At 49.4% G+C, this 16,476-nt stretch carries 21 protein-coding genes; all 21 read right to left on the bottom strand.

From position 1 onward, the window contains the following. Positions 1–9: 9 nt before the first annotated feature. The 21 genes from ACRDD5_RS01190 to ACRDD5_RS01090 all read right to left on the bottom strand — a co-directional run bounded on the left by ACRDD5_RS01190 (position 10) and on the right by ACRDD5_RS01090 (position 16,446). Positions 10–492 (bottom strand): DUF1833 family protein, encoded by a 483-nt coding sequence (locus tag ACRDD5_RS01190; protein ID WP_438675663.1) that lies wholly within the window; start codon positions 490–492, stop codon positions 10–12. Then, positions 489–959 carry a hypothetical protein gene (locus ACRDD5_RS01185; protein WP_438675662.1) on the bottom strand — a complete coding sequence of 157 codons (471 nt, stop codon included), beginning with the start codon at positions 957–959 and terminating at the stop codon, positions 489–491. The genes ACRDD5_RS01190 and ACRDD5_RS01185 overlap by 4 nt, the downstream gene beginning before the upstream one ends. Then, a complete protein-coding gene (locus ACRDD5_RS01180; RefSeq protein ID WP_438675661.1) occupies positions 959–3,484 on the bottom strand; it encodes a phage tail tape measure protein in 2,526 nt (841 codons plus the stop codon). The genes ACRDD5_RS01185 and ACRDD5_RS01180 overlap by 1 nt, the downstream gene beginning before the upstream one ends. A 59-nt stretch (positions 3,485–3,543) precedes the next feature. Further along, complete coding sequence (gene bamE, locus ACRDD5_RS01175) at positions 3,544–3,918, bottom strand: outer membrane protein assembly factor BamE domain-containing protein (protein WP_438675660.1); 375 nt, start codon at positions 3,916–3,918, stop codon at positions 3,544–3,546. Between the two features lie 171 nt (positions 3,919–4,089). Next, positions 4,090–4,302 (bottom strand): phage tail assembly protein T, encoded by a 213-nt coding sequence (locus ACRDD5_RS01170; RefSeq protein WP_420107402.1) that lies wholly within the window; start codon positions 4,300–4,302, stop codon positions 4,090–4,092. A 53-nt stretch (positions 4,303–4,355) separates the two neighbouring features. After that, positions 4,356–4,733, bottom strand: a complete 378-nt coding sequence (locus ACRDD5_RS01165) for a phage tail assembly chaperone family protein, TAC (protein ID WP_438675659.1) — start codon at positions 4,731–4,733, stop codon at positions 4,356–4,358. Positions 4,734–4,785: 52 nt separating this feature from the next. After that, positions 4,786–5,283: a phage tail tube protein gene (locus ACRDD5_RS01160; RefSeq protein WP_438675658.1), complete on the bottom strand. Its 498-nt coding sequence runs from the start codon at positions 5,281–5,283 to the stop codon at positions 4,786–4,788. Between the two features lie 52 nt (positions 5,284–5,335). Beyond that, positions 5,336–5,701 carry a DUF3168 domain-containing protein gene (locus tag ACRDD5_RS01155; protein WP_438675657.1) on the bottom strand — a complete coding sequence of 122 codons (366 nt, stop codon included), beginning with the start codon at positions 5,699–5,701 and terminating at the stop codon, positions 5,336–5,338. Beyond that, entirely contained in the window at positions 5,698–6,183 is a 486-nt protein-coding gene (locus ACRDD5_RS01150) for an HK97-gp10 family putative phage morphogenesis protein (protein ID WP_438675656.1), read from the bottom strand. Before ACRDD5_RS01150 ends, ACRDD5_RS01155 begins: the two co-directional genes overlap by 4 nt. Beyond that, entirely contained in the window at positions 6,176–6,508 is a 333-nt protein-coding gene (locus ACRDD5_RS01145; protein WP_438675655.1) for a phage head closure protein, read from the bottom strand. The genes ACRDD5_RS01150 and ACRDD5_RS01145 overlap by 8 nt, the downstream gene beginning before the upstream one ends. Positions 6,509–6,510: 2 nt before the next feature. Next, positions 6,511–6,708 (bottom strand): hypothetical protein, encoded by a 198-nt coding sequence (locus tag ACRDD5_RS01140; protein WP_438675654.1) that lies wholly within the window; start codon positions 6,706–6,708, stop codon positions 6,511–6,513. A 70-nt stretch (positions 6,709–6,778) separates the two neighbouring features. Then, positions 6,779–7,105, bottom strand: a complete 327-nt coding sequence (locus ACRDD5_RS01135; protein ID WP_438675653.1) for a head-tail connector protein — start codon at positions 7,103–7,105, stop codon at positions 6,779–6,781. After that, on the bottom strand, positions 7,102–8,004 hold the full coding sequence (locus ACRDD5_RS01130) for a hypothetical protein (RefSeq protein ID WP_438675652.1): 903 nt from the start codon (positions 8,002–8,004) through the stop codon (positions 7,102–7,104). The genes ACRDD5_RS01135 and ACRDD5_RS01130 overlap by 4 nt, the downstream gene beginning before the upstream one ends. Then, the gene (locus tag ACRDD5_RS01125; RefSeq protein WP_438675651.1) at positions 7,997–9,334 is read right to left on the bottom strand and encodes a phage portal protein; all 1,338 of its coding nucleotides are present in this window, start codon (positions 9,332–9,334) and stop codon (positions 7,997–7,999) included. The genes ACRDD5_RS01130 and ACRDD5_RS01125 overlap by 8 nt, the downstream gene beginning before the upstream one ends. Before the next feature lie 204 nt (positions 9,335–9,538). Further along, the gene (locus ACRDD5_RS01120; RefSeq protein ID WP_438675650.1) at positions 9,539–11,476 is read right to left on the bottom strand and encodes a phage major capsid protein; all 1,938 of its coding nucleotides are present in this window, start codon (positions 11,474–11,476) and stop codon (positions 9,539–9,541) included. A 58-nt stretch (positions 11,477–11,534) separates the two neighbouring features. Then, positions 11,535–13,193, bottom strand: a complete 1,659-nt coding sequence (locus tag ACRDD5_RS01115; RefSeq protein WP_438675649.1) for a terminase large subunit — start codon at positions 13,191–13,193, stop codon at positions 11,535–11,537. 3 nt (positions 13,194–13,196) lie between these two features. Beyond that, positions 13,197–13,658 (bottom strand): terminase small subunit, encoded by a 462-nt coding sequence (locus ACRDD5_RS01110; RefSeq protein ID WP_438675648.1) that lies wholly within the window; start codon positions 13,656–13,658, stop codon positions 13,197–13,199. Between the two features lie 100 nt (positions 13,659–13,758). Next, a complete protein-coding gene (locus ACRDD5_RS01105) occupies positions 13,759–14,127 on the bottom strand; it encodes an HNH endonuclease (RefSeq protein WP_438675647.1) in 369 nt (122 codons plus the stop codon). Beyond that, on the bottom strand, positions 14,120–14,719 hold the full coding sequence (locus ACRDD5_RS01100; RefSeq protein ID WP_438675691.1) for a hypothetical protein: 600 nt from the start codon (positions 14,717–14,719) through the stop codon (positions 14,120–14,122). Before ACRDD5_RS01100 ends, ACRDD5_RS01105 begins: the two co-directional genes overlap by 8 nt. After that, positions 14,701–16,158, bottom strand: coding sequence for a glycosyltransferase family 2 protein (locus tag ACRDD5_RS01095; protein WP_438675690.1), 1,458 nt, complete (start codon positions 16,156–16,158; stop codon positions 14,701–14,703). The genes ACRDD5_RS01100 and ACRDD5_RS01095 overlap by 19 nt, the downstream gene beginning before the upstream one ends. A gap of 9 nt (positions 16,159–16,167) precedes the next feature. After that, positions 16,168–16,446 (bottom strand): hypothetical protein, encoded by a 279-nt coding sequence (locus tag ACRDD5_RS01090; RefSeq protein ID WP_438675646.1) that lies wholly within the window; start codon positions 16,444–16,446, stop codon positions 16,168–16,170. Positions 16,447–16,476 lie beyond the last annotated feature (30 nt).

Genomic DNA, 16,476 nt, shown 5'->3' with positions numbered 1-16,476 from the left:
GGTGATTTCCTACTGCAGGTAACGAAGACCCGGGAAGTTCGGTAGCGTATAGCGGTAGCGCGGCCACAGCGTGTCGAGAATATTCATGTATCCGGCAGTAATCTGCACCTCGGTCGAGGTCCAGTAACCTTGCTTTATCGTAAGGGCGAACGGCGGTGATGCGGGTGCAGAGAGATCGGTGGAAACATAACGCCTGAATGTCAGGGTTGCATTACTGAGATTGTCTAGAGCGTTACGTATCGCAGTTGAAACCTCACCGTCAACATTGCTGATGGCAAACTTTAGATCCTGTGTGCCGTCAGAATTTCGAGCGGGTAATGCCACATCAATAGCAGAACCTTTGAAAGTAGCCTGCGATCCATTTTCCAGTGTTACTGTAATATCGTCCCACCCTCGGGTAAGCCAGTAATTCTGTCCACCAACAGTAATTTGCAGTGTATCAATGATGACCTCGCTACCACTGCTGGCGTATAGCCTGTCGAGAATAGTCATACTTTTGGCCACTCCCTGTTAAGAGCAAGATCAATGATATCCATTCCGGTGATAAACTCTGGGAACTGCCCCCAGGGAGTAGGAAGTAAAGGACGCTCGTAAAGCTCAAGCTCAGCGGTGTACTGCCAGTAGTTACCACCAATGATATTTGGGCCATCGTAAATATCGGTAAAACGACAGACCTTTGAAGATTCACCACCCGGCGTCCTGAGGTTCATATTGAACCAGGCTGAACCATCCGTAAGCGCATCCCGGAACCACGCCTCGAATGCTTGCGCCTGCGAATCTGTAAGGGTCCACGATACAGTGGCCATAGTTGGCGTGGATGTATAAAGCCTGCGCTGCCTTGCTCTTCCTGAAGATAGCGTGGTTCGCTTTAACGGGCTGACAGGAGAAAGTCCATATCCATCCTGAAGCGGAACCGGCAATGCGCCATGTGGATAATTTATATTGGTTGTGATTGCCATCAGCCCGCCCTTCTTCTTACGCCCCAACCACCCGCAAGTGATTTAGATGTTTTACCTTTGCCAGTGGCAAGATCGTCATTCACCATGCTATAGCCGAGTTGAGCTCCTTCTTTTACAGCCTGTTTCAACATCTCGATGGTTCTGGCATCAGGATCTCCGTTAATGTAAATCTGAGGCGAATAAGTTCCACCACCCTCACCTGTTTGTTTATTTACACGGTCAAGGGTGGCATCCAGTTTTGCACTAGTTTTAGCTGTAGTAACTCGCTCGCCCTGTTGCAAAAGCCACGTCCCTGTTTCCGGCACGCTATCAATACCATCATGAGCCATCCCGGAAAGTGCGGATACACCGACAGCAGCAACAAGAGGGGTTGTGACTGCAGCAGCAGCAGCCATAGAAGCAGGGGCTAATCCGGGGCCAATAATAGGAATAGCGGCAGTTGAAGCATAAGCTGCCAGTTGAGCCTGCAATGATGTTGCCTGGGCATTGCCGATCAAAGTGCCAGCTGCAGAAGCTTGAGCCGTCTTTCCAACCATAAGCTGAACGCCCTGATAGACAAGCCATTGCGCGGCCATCTGAGTCAGGGTTTGAATAACCGCCTGCCCCAGGCCTTCAAAAATATTACTGAAAAAATCACTTAGCCCTTGAGCACCATTAACTAAGTCTTTGAGGTTTTCAGACACGGATTCAGTAGCACTGCCAAGAATAGATGTCATTCCATCAGCAGCTATCTGGTAATAATCCGAAGCGCTATCGGCATAATCGTTTAAGGAATCAAAAATGCCGCTTTGCCAGTCACCCATTTGGTCATCAGATTTCTGGTAATAGTCCCCTTGAATTTCTAACCGCTCGCTCAGTGCATTCTGCAGAGCAGCAGTTTCCTGGTCATAAAGCGATTTGCTGATATCACCGCTCTGATATTGCTTTTGGAGATCGGCCTGCCTGTCCAGAAAACTGCGTTGGATATCCAGCAGTTCCTTCATCCGCTGGCGGGTCTTATCCCCCATACCCGCACCAACAAAGTCAGCATCATTGACTGCCTGATCATTCTGGTTTTGCTTTCGAAGGTTCGCCGTAAACTCAACGAGTTTAAGATTTTCTTCATTGGCCTTTTTGAGTGAATTAAGTCTGTCTATTTCCGTGGCCAGTTGTTCCAGGCGCTCTTTCTGCGCTTCATTTATCCCGGCCAACTTCCCTGAGGTGAAGTCAAAGCGAAGCTTCTCAAGCTCAGTTACTTCCTGATTTTTTTTACCTGTGGTATCAATCAGCGCGATCTGGCGCTGATAACTCATCTCCAGAGATTTGAATGCAGTCTCAAGTTTTTTAGCTGACGTATCAGGAGTTGGTTTCCCGTTTGTTTCGCCTTTACCAAGGCTGTACCCACCCCGTGCCGCAGTTGGAGAACCAACGGTTGCTGGAGAGAGAGGCAGGTTATTACCCGCCTTCATGATGGACAGACGGCGCTCAAGTTGAGCTATTTCCGCTTTCTTTCCATCAATGTCCATGCCAATTCTGTTGAAGCTGGCAAGAAACCCCTGGTCCTCAACATCAGCCCTGAGGTTATTCAGTCGCCTCTCAATGTCAGTAACGGAAGCTCCATCGCTAACGGCTTTTCCGCCTTTGTACAGATCGATAAGCTTACCGGCTTCAGCTCCGACCTTAACGAGCCAGGTAGCCAGATCGACAACGCCGCCAACAAGGTCGGTTAACCCCTGGATAACATTCTGGTCTTTGAACACATCACCCATATCTGTGATAGCGTTCTTCAGACCTGAAAGATCCACACTCGCAAGACCCGTCGCTATTTCAATTTTTACGCCATTGACCTGAGTCTCCATGTCCTCAAATAAGGCGTTAATTTTTACTAGCTTTTCAATATCCGCATCGTCAGGAGCGACACCAAACTGTTTGGCCGCATCCATATACTGACGAAGCTTTTCCCCACCCTGATCAAGCAGTGGCAGCAGCTTGGAGAGGTCATTGCCAAGACTCTCAAGGATCGTGGTCTTTTCGGCATTGGTGTTTATCTTGCCCAGAGCATTGCTAATAGCCAGTAACTGCTTGTCGGGAGATTCACTGGCTAACTTCTTTGCAGATAAGCCAAGGGCATTTAGCGCATCTACAGCTTCGCCCGATTTGTTGAGGACTGCGTCACCAATCTTATCGCCAATATCCTTAAAGATGTCGGCCATCTGATCGCCAGAAACTCCAGCTTTTTCTGCTGCGTACTGCCAGGCAAGTAAAGACTGAGTGGACATGTTGAGCGATTTAGCCCAACGGTCTGTTTCTGTAATTTGCTTAGAGGTGGTTTTAAGAAGGTTATAACCTGCAACGCCAGCGCCAATCGCTGCTGCACTGGCAGCTGTTGCTAATCCGGTAAACGCTACAGCAACTGCATTAGCATCAGCCTGTACCTGCTTTCGCCATTTTTGTGAGGCTCTTTCAGCCTGGCTAAGACCTGAAACAAACCCACCTACCTTCGCTATCAGATCAATGGTAAGCGTGCCGAGGGATTTACCAGCCATGCTTTTCTCCAGGCAATAAAAAACCCCGCCTGAGCGAGGTTTGTATTATTTAGTTTATTTTACTGCTGCTTTGTGATGGTTTTTTGCTGGTTATCCCGCACTTGCTGATACATTTTCTGAGTATTTTCAGATATGTCATCTGCAATTGTTTGCTTACCCCACTTCGTAACTTTATTTTCAACAAAAGTAACCACAAGGCGATCTTGGGCTAACTGTTCATTATCGATTGGGGTAAATCCAACCATCACAGGATTCCAGTAAATCCATCTCTCCCGATCGGTATTGACATCCGTTCGTCTCGGAGCACCCATGACACCTTGGACTTCTGTCTTGCTCATTCCAATGGCGAGATTTAATGACGCTCGGTTGTAATCTATTTTATTTGCACAGCCTGATAGCGTAACAATAACCATCATAACAGGTAGCCAGCGCATATCCTTATCCCCATAAGTAAAAGTCCGGATTTATCCTAACAGGAGATTGTCAGAGAGCAACGGTAAACGATAATTTCTTGATCTCACTCGACAGTATCCGAGAATGCATGCAACAAAGTTCTTTGGTTGTTCAGTATCCTCAAATTTATTAGCTACGTATTATGAATATAACTATCCCCACTCCTGCATAGCCTGATCCAGCGAAATGGCAGGCTCATTAATGTGTGGGGTGAAATCTGTAACTTTGAAAGGAGGAGAGTCTTTCCCGCGGTTGACGTTTGCCAGCACAGAAGAAATAAGACCTGCGGCCCACTCAGTACGCATCATCCCGTTGAGGCTTCCGAACTTCTTCCGGTAAAGGATCCAGTCACGATATTCAGTGATGCTTATTCGCTCTTTTGCCTCGGCAATGGTGCGGCCGCCAATCCCGTTGAGAACTAATTCACACCAGAACTCGTCGTCTGCGCTGAGCTCGCCTTTCCCATGTCATTCACCTGCTGGATGGCTACAAGCAGTGCAACAGTGAGTGCGCCATCAAGCGCCCCACGTTCCGGGTCTGCTTCACCAGTAATATCAGCAACGGTAAAAACAGGATTAGCATTTTCATCGCAAATAGAAGATGCAATACGCCCGGCGACACCATCGATTTTTCCAACAGCAGAGAGGACGTCAGTAACCGCATTATGATAACCCATAGGCCGCACATATACGGTCGCGGTTAATTCCTGCTCACCCTGCTTCCAGGTGATTTCCTTCTCAACAGGTCGGCCAGTAAATGCGCCAGCCTGCTTTAATGAATCCAGAGTCAGTTTCATTTATTTCTCTCATTTCGCGGGGTTTCCCCCGCAAGTTAATGATGAATGGACGTTAGCTGGTAGGCTGAGCTTTTGGAACCCAGACACCCTGACCCGAGCGTTGAATTGTCGCTGAGGTCTGAACAACCGTGTTTGCCTGGAAATCGAAGGGGAAGTCGGAAACATAACCCTGGAAAACATACCAGGTTCGGGTATCTGGAAGTGACAGCCCATCAACTGCATCAGGGTCACCGGCTGTTGCGGCGGTAGGATCAGCCGTACCATCAGCCCAGCCAATAGCGAATGTCAGGTTTGCCTGGTCGCTGGATTCAGCAAGATTGCTCAGCATTACGTGACTGACGTTTGCCGGGTCGGCATTAAGAGCAACGGTAGCCTGACCTGGAGTACGCAGGCCTTTTTTATAGGAACGGGTGTTGGTTTCGCTCAGACAGGTATCTTCAATCTGATCTGCCGGGCTACTCCCAGGCGAGAATGAAGTAATGCATTCAACTTCACTGACCACGCCGTTATTCAGAACGTACATCTGAGTGCCTTGAGTCACTACTGACATAATTATCTCCGGGTATAAAAAAACCGGCTCAAGGCCGGTTGTGGAAGGTTTTTTATCGGTTAACTATCCAGTCAACATCGAATGAATAGCGATACCTGAGCGTCTCAGGATCACGTGTCTGGTTTCCCCACCTGACGATGTTGGCTTTGACCTCAATCGCGTTGCGCATGGCTTTAGCCGTAGCTATAGCCTCATCCGGGGTATTGGCATAGATATCTACCTGAAGCGAGTACGTGTCCGCATCGGGTCGCTGGTTGAGGAAATTTTCGGGAGAACCACTGATGTTCTGCCAGACGGCATAGGGATAAACAACGTTGTCATCCTGTATGCCAAATGGGTAAATCCTGACAGGATTATTACCAAGCAGGGCTGTTACCGCAGGGCTTGCTGCACAAACTGGAAAGATGGGGGCAATCATGCCTTAACTCCTTTCTTCTGTGCTCGCTTAATCGCGCGATCAATGCCCGCTTCATAGTTAACGGAGAAGGTATTGAATACCTCAACAAGCCTTGCATTCGCAGCTGCACGAACCAGTGGTTTGGCTGCCATCTTTTCAGTACCAAATTCAAGAAGACGCCAGTGAGGGGTCGGAGCATCTTTCACAGTGCTTGGATGCTTCTTGAGCACGGCACCCTGAAGGATACCTATCCTGAATGCCAGGTCGCCTGTTTGCTTGAATAGACGCCCGTTCCATCTGAGGGCTACGTTATCAGCGATGCTTCGCGCGGTATGCAGATCATCAAGACGCTCGGCGTTGCGCTTTATCTGCTCCACGATGACATTGCCAGCCTTTCTCAAGGCGGCACGCCCTGTTTTCCGCTTGGTTTCGCTCGTAATAGTTTCCAGCTTGCCCAGCAGTGAATCGACACCAGTAAGTGTGAATTCAATACCATCAGCCATCTTTCACCCCTTCTGAGCATGGGAGGGTTAAATACTCCAGCCCGCTATCCGGGTCAGGCAGTACTCCTTCGATGCTGTATATCTTTCCACGAAAGAGGATCCTGTCTTTCTCCTGAATATCTTCCCGATAGCGAATGGTGATTCTTGCGGTTACCTTTACGTTTTCTGCCTGAGCGGCAATGAAGTCTCTAACGGATAAGGCAACCACGTTTGCCCAGAGTTCAGCAAGATTATTCCACGTGTACTCCATCGCCCCCGTAACTGGTGACTGAACAGCAGTCCTTCTCTGAAGGGTGATCCGGTGACGCAGTTTTGCAAACTCCATGATTACCTCGGCTTGCCGCTAAGATAGGTCTGCGGCGATAACCCTTCATCAACTTCATCATCAACCATCGATTGATAGATGACAGCTACCATGGCTTCATTTGATTCCGCCAGCCGGTTTATCGCGGCGGTCTGTTCCGTCTGCGCTTTGGTTTGTGCCTTCAGCGCTGCTATCAATTCGTTTACCTGTTGCTCGCTCATAGGCAATTCTCGTCCACTTTTTAATCCATTCGCGCCGTCTGGCGCATCCTGCGCATGCCATGCGCCCCCCTTAGATGATGGTTGGCTTACGAAGGTCGTAAATCAGCATTGAAACTGAGAAAGGCAGTTCGCCCTGCTTTAGCTTCTCTTCCTCTTCGCCACCTCTGTTTCGGTCCATATAGCCAAGCAGAACCAGAAGCGCAGTCTGTACGCGGGTAAGAGTCTCGCCATCAATCAATTTTCCGGCACCATCAACGACAAGGTCACGACTACCCTGAATGTAGGAGAGGATAGCCGCGCTTCCACCCTGAATTTTCAGAGTCAGGTCAGGATCTCCGTAATCGTCATCAATGCGGAGATGCATCTTCGCCTCTTCGAGAGTTACCAGTTCAATCATGGCTTGTCCCTCAGGTCGCGGCCTTTTTTAACTGCCAGCGTCCAGCCTTTAGATCCAGGTTCGCCTGGCTTATCTGCCGTTTTTTCATTGCAGTGCCACAACGAACCAGCCCAAGTAACGGTGTCGCCTGGGTCATACTCATTGCCTGCTTTGAATACATCGCGATAAATGGTGACCGGGATTGCAAACGATTTTTCTTCAATTAGTCCACTGGCCTTTTCAAGTGTGATAGTGAAAAGACGTTCTTCATCCTGTTTGATATTAACGCCAGCGACACCATCAACAATGCATTCCCAGCCGCGCATTCCATGGGTCTTTTCGTGAGAACGCCATATGCCACCGTTGTGAGTGGCATATGTTCCGCGAGGATAAGATTTCTGCGGATCAATGCATGGCTCTAATTCAATTTGCAGCGCGTCACGACCATCAATTGGAGCAGCCGGTGTAGGTCTCTCGGCCATAGCCGACTTCACTGCATCGGCAACCAACTGCTCAACGCTGGGAAGTTCGGGAACAATCGGGGCGGGTATTTCACCCACTGCCACTTGCACTGCATCGGAAACCAACTGCTGAACGTCAGGTAATTCAGGAACAACCGGTAACGGTATCTCGGCCACAGCCGCCTTCACCGCGTCGCCTACCAGTTGCGAAAAGTCTGGGAGATCAGGAAGAACTGGTGTGGGCATCTCGGCCACAGCCGACTTCACTGCATCGGTAACCAGTTGCTCAACGTTGGGTAGTTCGGGAACAATCGGTGCGGGTATTTCGGCGACAGCCGCCTTTACCGCGTCGTCTACCAGTTGCTTTACGTCCCGGCTAAATTGCGACTTAATTTCTGCCACAATGTCTCGGACTTCTTCACCGATGGTCTGAATGATCAATAATTCGCGTTCATCCATTGTTAATAATTCCTCTCAATGAAGTTTTGACGAACGACTTTTCAACCACTGAAAGGGCTGCTTTAGCCGGGGAAGAAGGCTCGGGAGTTGTTTTACTGAATGGATCATCCTGAGCGTCGCGACGCGAGAGCGCTTCAAGGCTGAAGTTTTGCTGCTGAAGATAGAGCGCGTCACCACCTGCAACAGGAGGAAGGTTCTCGCGCTTTCTTGCTTCATTTGGCGTGAGGATAGTGTTTTTCACCCCCTCACCAAGCGACTTCATTCGCCGTTCACTATCCATCCTAAGCAGCGCGCCGATATCAAGTTCTACGCGCTTTTTTGCACCAAGGTCGAAAGTATCCTTAAGCAGCGCCTCAATTGATTCAATAAGAACCTGAAGACACTGTGAGTAGTATTGCTGCTCAAGCGCCTCTACGTTGTCAGAGCTGGGTATATCACCAATTCCTGCCTTGTAAGCAGGGACATGGAATGCGGAACAGATAGCCAGGTCAGATAGTTTCTGCTGTTCAACCGTATCAGCATCGACAGCTGACATAGTCAGCGCCTGATAAGCCGCACCACCAGAAAGCAAACCTGTTTTACCTGCGTTTTCCCCAGTGTAACCAGCGTCCCAGGCTGCTTTAATTTCTTTAGCTTTATCTGCGTCCAGCGCGCCAGGCACTGTGATAATCCCGCTGGGCTTCCCGCCATTTTTAAAGAAATGAGCAGAACTTTCCTGAATATGCTTACCCTGCATCGCGGCCATTCCGCATGCATAAATCGGCGATACGCCAATTAGAGGATGGAAAAGACAGTTAAATCTGTCATGGATAATTTCACGCGCGGGAACTGTTACCTGAACAGGAAGCCCGCTAATTTGATCTGGACTAACCCGGTAAAATACAGAGCCGTCATCTGCAACAAGTGGAACAACTTTATCAGGGTCAAGAACACGAAGCTCAGTAATTTGACCAGCACTGTTTTTCACTTTCATCACGTAGGTATTCCCACGAGATAATTTAGAATTCATCCATGTTTCCATGAACTGAATTGTGTTTTGAAACTGATTTGGCTTGCTTATTAAATTATCAAACTGGCTATCTGAAATATCTTTCCAGATATCGTTTGAGTCTTTAGCCTGAATGGAAGGAGACATTTTTGAAATGTCACTGGCGATTAAAGTGATACACGAAAATACTGCCGGGTAAGACAGAACCGTTTCATTTCTGACCTCCATATTTCTTTGCCATGCCCCGGAAAATGGCTCACGGACGAAAGAAAAAATTGGAGTCCAAACGCTGGATGGTGGTTGCTGCAGTGCTTTCTCTTTCCGTCTAAAAGGGTTCCACATCAGCCATTCTCCGCGTTATTTTTTTTGTTTTTACGCACCCCTGCTTTTATGCCGGCTACGTATTCTGCCTTATTCAGCAGAACCAACACCCTTGCGCACTGGTCATTCACAATTTTTTCATCACCTGGTAATGAGTCATGTGTACGCTGAAGGTATCTGATTTTTGCCATATGAAACGGCGGGGGACGTCCCCCGCCCTCCTATTTAGCTGGTTTGGCCAGAAGAGTAGTTAACGCCGCTAATTACAGCTACAGCAGCAGTACGGCGACGCTTCCAGTTGATCCAGCGCTCAGCGCGGATAGCTACGCTGTTAGTCTGCCACATTGATACCATCTCAACAGGCGTTGGTGTGACGCTATCACCCGTAGGCTCTGATTCCATTTCGAGAGAGGCTTCAGTGGACATATCAACAGCAACGCCACCTTCATCTGCCAAGTAGATATCCGGGGCGTTCATTAAGATCAACTGATTACCGACATACTGAGAAACGATAGCTGGGAGACCTTCAAACGTTCCACCAAACATTGTCATGTCTGGATATTCTTTCTGGCCAAGGGCATTTTTACGTTTAGAGATGGCCAGCGCTGTTGAGCTGGACATCAACCACACCGCGCCGGTAGGTTGCAGATTTGCATTGATAAACACTTCAAAGGCTGCAGTACTATCTGCATCAGGATCGCCGGTGCTTGGAATGGTTGTCGCACCGTTGGTAATAGATGCAGGAGAAATGCCTGAAACTTCTGCTTTCGCTGGATCTACAAAGTCAGTGTCTAAACGGGCAATGACAGATTCAGCAAGCGAGTTTCGAACCAGAACATCTGCTTTTGGATTGGAGAAGCGAATAAGTTCTTCGGTAAGAACCGAAATTGCGGCAACTTTTGAGAAACCAAAAGTGATGTTTGAGAAATCAAACTTGGTAAGTGGTTTCGCCTTACCCTGCCCAACCCATTGCGCTGCACCACCGGAAGTCTGTACTGGAATGCGAACGTTGAAAGGCACATCTCGCAGTGAAGGTATATTACCTACACCAAACTGGCCGATAATGGTTTGTGGTCGCAGGAAATCGACAAAGTCATTCGCAAAATCTTGATATTCAACTAATGAACCGGCCCACGCTGGGTCAGTAGTTGTGCCAGCGTCTACAGCAGCTTTAAGAACATGGTGAAGCTTAGTATCTTCAGGGTATTTGCTTTTCGCAATTGAAAGCGCTTCAGAACGGACACCTTTAGCGGCGGCAAGAGCTTTGGTGAATCGCGCCATCGCAATACCTTTTTCCAGTTTTGGAGGAACGCGAATAACTGCCGGAGCCTGGTTTACAACTGTGACATCACCATTAGCCGTCTTGATAACCGGTTTTGCCGATGCGGCAATACTCGACTCCATATCGCGAAGACGTCCAAGATGATCATCAACAGCTTTAATTTCAGAAGATGTATTGTCGTACTTTTCAGTTTCTTCTGCGTCAAGCGTACGACCTTCATCAGCGGCTTTGCTCATGATTTCGCCCAGTAAACCAGCCAGCGCCGCGCGTTTGTTTTCAAAACTTTTAATCTGTTCAGCGATATTCATCGTTGGTTTTCCTTTTTGAGAATTTTTAATTGGTGCTGAAGCGCCAGCAGGTTGATTTGCTTTAACAACCGGTTTCTCAGTGCCGATCGCGGCGAGTAACTGGCGGTCAAATGATTTAACGGTTTGGATTGAACACTCGGCGTTGGCCGGGATCGTTACTGCAGAGACTTCAAGAAGCTCCCACTCAAGAAAATGGACGCCACCTGAGTCAAGAAATGCGTATTTAATTGGCCTGAAGCCAATAGAAAGACCTTTAACCAGCCCAGATTTAATAGAGGCCCATGCCTCTTCAAGTCTGGCCACCAGCTGAGAGGGCATATCTGGAGTCGGCTTAACAAGCTGAGCCGTAATCTGAAGACCTTCTTTCACCTTTTTTGAGGTGCAATTACCGATGGGCTGAGTTCTGTCGTGCTGCCAGAGAAAGGGATTTTCACTTCCGAACTTCGCACCGTCAGGGTCCATAATGTCGCCGTCACGGTCGGGTGATGGTGTGGAAGCTATCCCGGTAATTATCCGTTTATCCTCATCCACCGCTTTCACCGTCATGATCGTACATGCGCGGTCAAGCTTCATTTACTGTCCTCCAGAAACGAAAAAACCCGCCGTAGCGGGTCATTTACTGACATGTGATTTATATGAAAAATACCTGGTAATCTTTCTTCTTCGCTTCAGGATTGAGTGCCATAAGCGAGACAGCATTGAATAAGGCCATAAGGGGGTCAATCTTCCCTTTTCCACTGGCCTGCTTAGTTATCAGGATTGCGTTACCCTTTGGCTCCACCCTGGCATTACCTACGCACCAGGCCATCAAAGGCTGACCGCCATGGATAAGAACACCTTCTGCAAGTTTGCGTTCAGTGGTCTTAATCGCTCCGCCCAGTCTCCATCCCTGACTGACACCAACTACGGCTTCATCAGGTATTTCAGCTTCCACCAGGGCATCCAGTATCTGGCCAACACCAGACGGGTCAATGCCAATTTTGTCCAGCAGCTCCGCATCATTGATGCGGCTGACATATTCAGCCACTTCTTCTGTATCCTGACCTACGCGCTTAACGATAGTCAGGTCACCTGCCTTAACGAAATCATTGAACCGTGACTCTTCGCTTTTGCGGCGACGAACTGCTATTTCGTGAGCCCAGGCATGACCCCAACCGATCCATTCACGAGTGTCTTTGTCTCTCCCGATCATATAAAGACCGAGAAGGTCATCGAGACCTCCGCCGTCAATGCCTACAGTGACAACCTCAGCACGTTGAAGAATATCACTGAAAGTCACCGGTCTTATCTGTGGCTCCCAGAAATCGACACCAGCCCACCGGTCAGTGCGAAGGTTAAGGCCAATTTCAATATTGAGGTGCTTAGCCAGGAACTGCTGCAGGGTGCCGTCAGTTTTCGCCTGATTTTTACGAAGCTGGTCGGCTATCCATTCAGCGCTTACCGAGCGCCCAATGTTTGGGTTTGTAATGTAAAAATTATCAGGGTCGAGATATGCCTTTCTCTCAACCAGTTCTTCCGGGAATTCGTACAGGACACCTAGCGTTTTCGGATCAGGTATTTTACCGTCGCGAACATCGCGCCAGTAATCAAGCCGTTCTTTGAACACACCAGCCGGTGGCTCATCACTTTGGGTTGTCAGAAAGATAACCCAGCCTTCGTTTCGTGAAACCTGCCCGCCCAGCGCTTCCATGAACATCGCTTCGGCATTTGAACGCTTGCCGAATAACCAGAGTTCATCGACAAGGATACGGCCCGATTTCTTACCGGAAACAGTATCGGTATCAGCAGCCACCACTTTGAGTGTGTTTCGCGTGACGCGATGAGTAATTGTCCTGATGTGATCCTGTATCTGGAACATATCGGATAGCTCATCATCAGCACGTATCATCCCAGCAGCTGGCTTGAAGCTGTTATCTGCGACCTCTTTGGTTGGTGCAAGAATCAGATGTTCTTCATCCTCACGCCAGCAAAGAATCAGGGCTGTCAGCATAATCCCCGCTGCAATGGTGGATTTTGTGTTCTTCTTGGATATCAGTAATCCGTATTCACGAATAAGCTGGTTGCCAGTATCTGCCTCATAACCACCAAAGATGGCTTTTACGAAATCAAAGACCCACTCCTCTGAACACTCACCAAAGGTCGGCTTGCCCGGCAGATCAGAGACTCGCAGTTCGCGAAAGATACCCAGCGCCTGTTCGGCCTGATCTGGAAAAATAGGTGGAGGAATGATGGATTCGCCAGCAACAAGGCGCTTTTCCCAGTCAGGGCATGCCGTAGACCACTGCGCCATAGGTTATCCCTTATTGTTGACCACCAACTTTGGTGGAGCCATCGCGCCGAATTTGCTGGCAGCGGTTGCCACCTTCGCCGCTGCGTGGCGAGCGTCTTTTTTACCGCCTTCTCCTTTTTTCGGATGGAGATAAGGAAGCATTGCCTTTGCAGCATCCTTCCGGGTGTCTATTTCTTCAGTCGTGTCATTCATAACTGACTTAAGAAATTCCAGAGGATCCTCAAAGGTTTTTACCGTGCTGTTAACTAATGGAGCTGGTGAAGTGCTTTCATCCCAGGTCGGTACATCATATGGATCGGCAGCACGTTTTTTATTGAGAAACGCGATGATATCCGGGTCTTTTGCCAGCCGGGAACCCTGTGACCTTGCGGTTTTCTCGGAATAACCGGCCTTACGGGCTGCTTCAGCCTGGGATGAACCGGACATCAGCGCCTGTGCGAATTTGCGCTTTTGTCCTGTTAACACGTTAACACCCTCCAAAGGGGAATTTTTTCTGTGCGTGAGAGGGGGCGCGGTGTCCAGCGTGATCGCCGTTGACACCCAACCATACCCCCCCGGTGTTTGGTCAGAGAATTACGACTCCATCCTGCGCTTTATCACGAGGAACTGAGTGCTTCAGAGCCTCACTGTCAGGCTGGTTAGTTGATGCTTCACGCGATGACTTACCAGAGTGACAGGCAATGCAGAGCGTCCATAGGTTGCGCTCATCATTGTCACCACCAAACTGCAGTGCTATTCGGTGGTCAAGCTCACTGTCGTGCAGATCCACTACATGCCCACACATACAGCAATGGCCGCCATCACGAACATAGATCCGGCGCTTAAGGCCAACCCTGGCACTACCACTGATGCGCCGGTTCTCACCATAGACTGGCTTTATGCGGCGAGTATCAATGGCCTTCAGGCGTGGCTGCAGAGTCTTTAACCTACCCATCTAACCTCCAGGCCCTTCGGCGTTCTACTCTTGGCTGATTGTCTCGTGCCGGTTCCACAGGCTGTCCATCTGCATGATCAACCAGTGAGTAACACGGATAAATAACCGGACCACCATAAGCATCGCCGACAGCGTAGTCAGCTGCCTTGCTGTAATTCCATCTATCCAGGACCTTCGGTATATGCTTGGGCGGGACGCTATAGCACACACCGTGAATCAGGCGCGGCATGGTTATAAAGTCAGAGCGTGCTTTATCAGCCGCTATCAATTTTGAAGCTATCTCCAGTTGATACTGTGGCGGGCGGCCAGTGCCGAGATAAAACGAACATAGCGCATCCGGGAAACGGGCCAGCCATTCAGCCAACTTGTCGCAGAACCCAACAACTGGGATAGCATCATCTTCAAGCACAACAACACGGCATGGTTGGCTGGCAGCCCATTCAATAGCTCGACGGTGATTCCAGTTAGCTCCGTGATTGCCTGAATCAATAATCACATGTGCTTCTGGGCCAAGTTTATACGCAAGCGCTCTTGCTTGAGCCTCCCTCTCATGATGGGCAACCACAACGAACTTCACTTGTGTTTCCAATATGCCAGCTCCTTTCCGATGCCATCCGTTTTGAAGATCGTGTGAATGCGCGGACCAGTAACGATTCGATCACCGAACGACTTTGCAGCCATGCCGAATGCGCCCATGTCCACCAGCGTTGCGGGTGCTGACTCCATCTTCCAGAACCGATGGCTTTCAATCAGGTAGTGCTGCCTGACGATGCGGTGTGCGAACTCCATAACGTCCTCACGACTACCACCAAGCAGGCCAGCGTTGAGCAGCTGTTCATCCCGGTGCTGTTCGAGGAACTCGCTATAGGCTTTACCGTGGTGATTGGCCTTCATCCACTCTTCGGCATACGTCTTATGCTCGGAGCCAACGTAGATTTTACCAGCCTCCATTTCTGCCCAGGGTTCCCGAAGCATCTCAACATCAGTACCGTCGGTACACCAGACGACGCGATATTCATGATGTGCTCTCAGGTGCTGATAGATATGCAACCAGCGCGCAAAGTACGGGCTCATATTCAATGCAGGTACCGAGTGCAGGGTGACACCTTCCGGCGCAGTAGTAAGCTCGTCTGCCAGCACAATAGCTTTAGCGCCACGGATTGAACTGGCCCAGACCTGCAATAAAGCGGCGTCGGCTGCCATCTTTACTTTACGCTGTGGATCTGGTTGGCTTGTCAGGAGAGAGGTGATCACAACATCATACTGCTGCCGATACGGGGCATAACCTGAATAACCACTGTCCCGCCGAGCGCTATAAATTCTGGCGTTAGTCTTTGCCAGGCTCTCGCGCTCAGGCCGCGGGATAGAGCGGGCCACTTCTTCATACTCATCCATCGAGTGAATCAGCTTTTCAGAGCCAGCCACATCAGCGAATGCCCAAGTCGACAACCCGGCGTTGTAGATGCGAAGCGCCAGATCGGGATGCTCGTACATGCCGCGGCCGTACACCGGATCGAACCCGCCTACCTTCTCAATGGAGCTGCGGTGGTAATACAGCATCACACCGCGCTGTCCGGTGTAAGCGATGTGCTTATCGTCCCGGTACAACACAGCCATGTCGTTTATCTTGCGAGGCCCAGCCAGATCGAGGAACTGGTAAGCCAGGTGCGGCTCTGGTGATTCGATGTAAGGCAGGTGCCAGTTATCGGCAATAGGCCAGGCATCATCATCCCACAAGAAGATATGCTCACATCCGTCATCCATAAGAGCGGTTAAGCTAGCGTTCTTCGATGCGACAATCCCGAGTGATGATTCATGGCGTATCAGTCGAACGTCATCGGGGACTGATGCTGATGGTTTAGAGCCATCGTCAATCACAACCACCAGCGCACCAACAGGAAGGTGCTTCATGTGTTGATCAATGGCACGTTTCAGTACATCAGGTCGGTTATGAGTGGTTATGGCTATTCCGATTCTGCTACTCGCCTGTCCTGCTGGAACGTATTTCACACCATCAATCTCTACATTCATCATGATGCATTAACGTCCTTTCGCGACTTCACGAATGCCAGCATTAGCCCCGGCCTTAACTGCCTCTCTTAATCTCTCTGCCAAGGCGTCAGGATCACCTTCAGCATTCATGGCGATATCAGGGGAAAGAGTTAAATTTCCAGTAATGTGGGAAGTGATCGACAATGTTGGCAATTCTTCGCCAACGGCGTGATTGAAGCTGATCGCCGTTAATTCATCAACTTTCAAGCCATCGATAATGAGGTGAGTGAATTTCCCATCCTCATACTTAATTTCAAGACTCTTCATGTGCGTTTCCTTTTAGACGTGAGCCTGCCG

This window comes from Silvania sp., assembly GCF_051656365.1.
In the GTDB taxonomy this organism is placed as follows: domain Bacteria; phylum Pseudomonadota; class Gammaproteobacteria; order Enterobacterales; family Enterobacteriaceae; genus Enterobacter; species Enterobacter hatchlandensis.
The sequence above is the reverse complement of the archived record's forward strand: the minus strand, read 5'-3'. Positions and strand labels throughout refer to the sequence as shown.

Excerpts from the sequence above, each read along its gene's own strand:
- ACRDD5_RS01120 (WP_438675650.1), bottom strand. The coding sequence starts at position 11,476 with ATGAAGCTTGACCGCGCATGTACGATCATGACGGTGAAAGCGGTGGAT.
- ACRDD5_RS01130 (WP_438675652.1), bottom strand. The coding sequence starts at position 8,004 with ATGGATGAACGCGAATTATTGATCATTCAGACCATCGGTGAAGAAGTC.
- ACRDD5_RS01135 (WP_438675653.1), bottom strand. The coding sequence starts at position 7,105 with ATGATTGAACTGGTAACTCTCGAAGAGGCGAAGATGCATCTCCGCATT.
- ACRDD5_RS01155 (WP_438675657.1), bottom strand. The coding sequence starts at position 5,701 with ATGATTGCCCCCATCTTTCCAGTTTGTGCAGCAAGCCCTGCGGTAACA.
- ACRDD5_RS01105 (WP_438675647.1), bottom strand. The coding sequence starts at position 14,127 with ATGGGTAGGTTAAAGACTCTGCAGCCACGCCTGAAGGCCATTGATACT.
- ACRDD5_RS01115 (WP_438675649.1), bottom strand. The coding sequence starts at position 13,193 with ATGGCGCAGTGGTCTACGGCATGCCCTGACTGGGAAAAGCGCCTTGTT.
- ACRDD5_RS01180 (WP_438675661.1), bottom strand. The coding sequence starts at position 3,484 with ATGGCTGGTAAATCCCTCGGCACGCTTACCATTGATCTGATAGCGAAG.
- ACRDD5_RS01140 (WP_438675654.1), bottom strand. The coding sequence starts at position 6,708 with ATGAGCGAGCAACAGGTAAACGAATTGATAGCAGCGCTGAAGGCACAA.
- ACRDD5_RS01185 (WP_438675662.1), bottom strand. The coding sequence starts at position 959 with ATGGCAATCACAACCAATATAAATTATCCACATGGCGCATTGCCGGTT.
- ACRDD5_RS01160 (WP_438675658.1), bottom strand. The coding sequence starts at position 5,283 with ATGTCAGTAGTGACTCAAGGCACTCAGATGTACGTTCTGAATAACGGC.
- ACRDD5_RS01150 (WP_438675656.1), bottom strand. The coding sequence starts at position 6,183 with ATGGCTGATGGTATTGAATTCACACTTACTGGTGTCGATTCACTGCTG.
- ACRDD5_RS01125 (WP_438675651.1), bottom strand. The coding sequence starts at position 9,334 with ATGTGGAACCCTTTTAGACGGAAAGAGAAAGCACTGCAGCAACCACCA.
- bamE (WP_438675660.1), bottom strand. The coding sequence starts at position 3,918 with ATGCGCTGGCTACCTGTTATGATGGTTATTGTTACGCTATCAGGCTGT.
- ACRDD5_RS01145 (WP_438675655.1), bottom strand. The coding sequence starts at position 6,508 with ATGGAGTTTGCAAAACTGCGTCACCGGATCACCCTTCAGAGAAGGACT.
- ACRDD5_RS01095 (WP_438675690.1), bottom strand. The coding sequence starts at position 16,158 with ATGAATGTAGAGATTGATGGTGTGAAATACGTTCCAGCAGGACAGGCG.
- ACRDD5_RS01190 (WP_438675663.1), bottom strand. The coding sequence starts at position 492 with ATGACTATTCTCGACAGGCTATACGCCAGCAGTGGTAGCGAGGTCATC.
- ACRDD5_RS01090 (WP_438675646.1), bottom strand. The coding sequence starts at position 16,446 with ATGAAGAGTCTTGAAATTAAGTATGAGGATGGGAAATTCACTCACCTC.
- ACRDD5_RS01165 (WP_438675659.1), bottom strand. The coding sequence starts at position 4,733 with ATGAAACTGACTCTGGATTCATTAAAGCAGGCTGGCGCATTTACTGGC.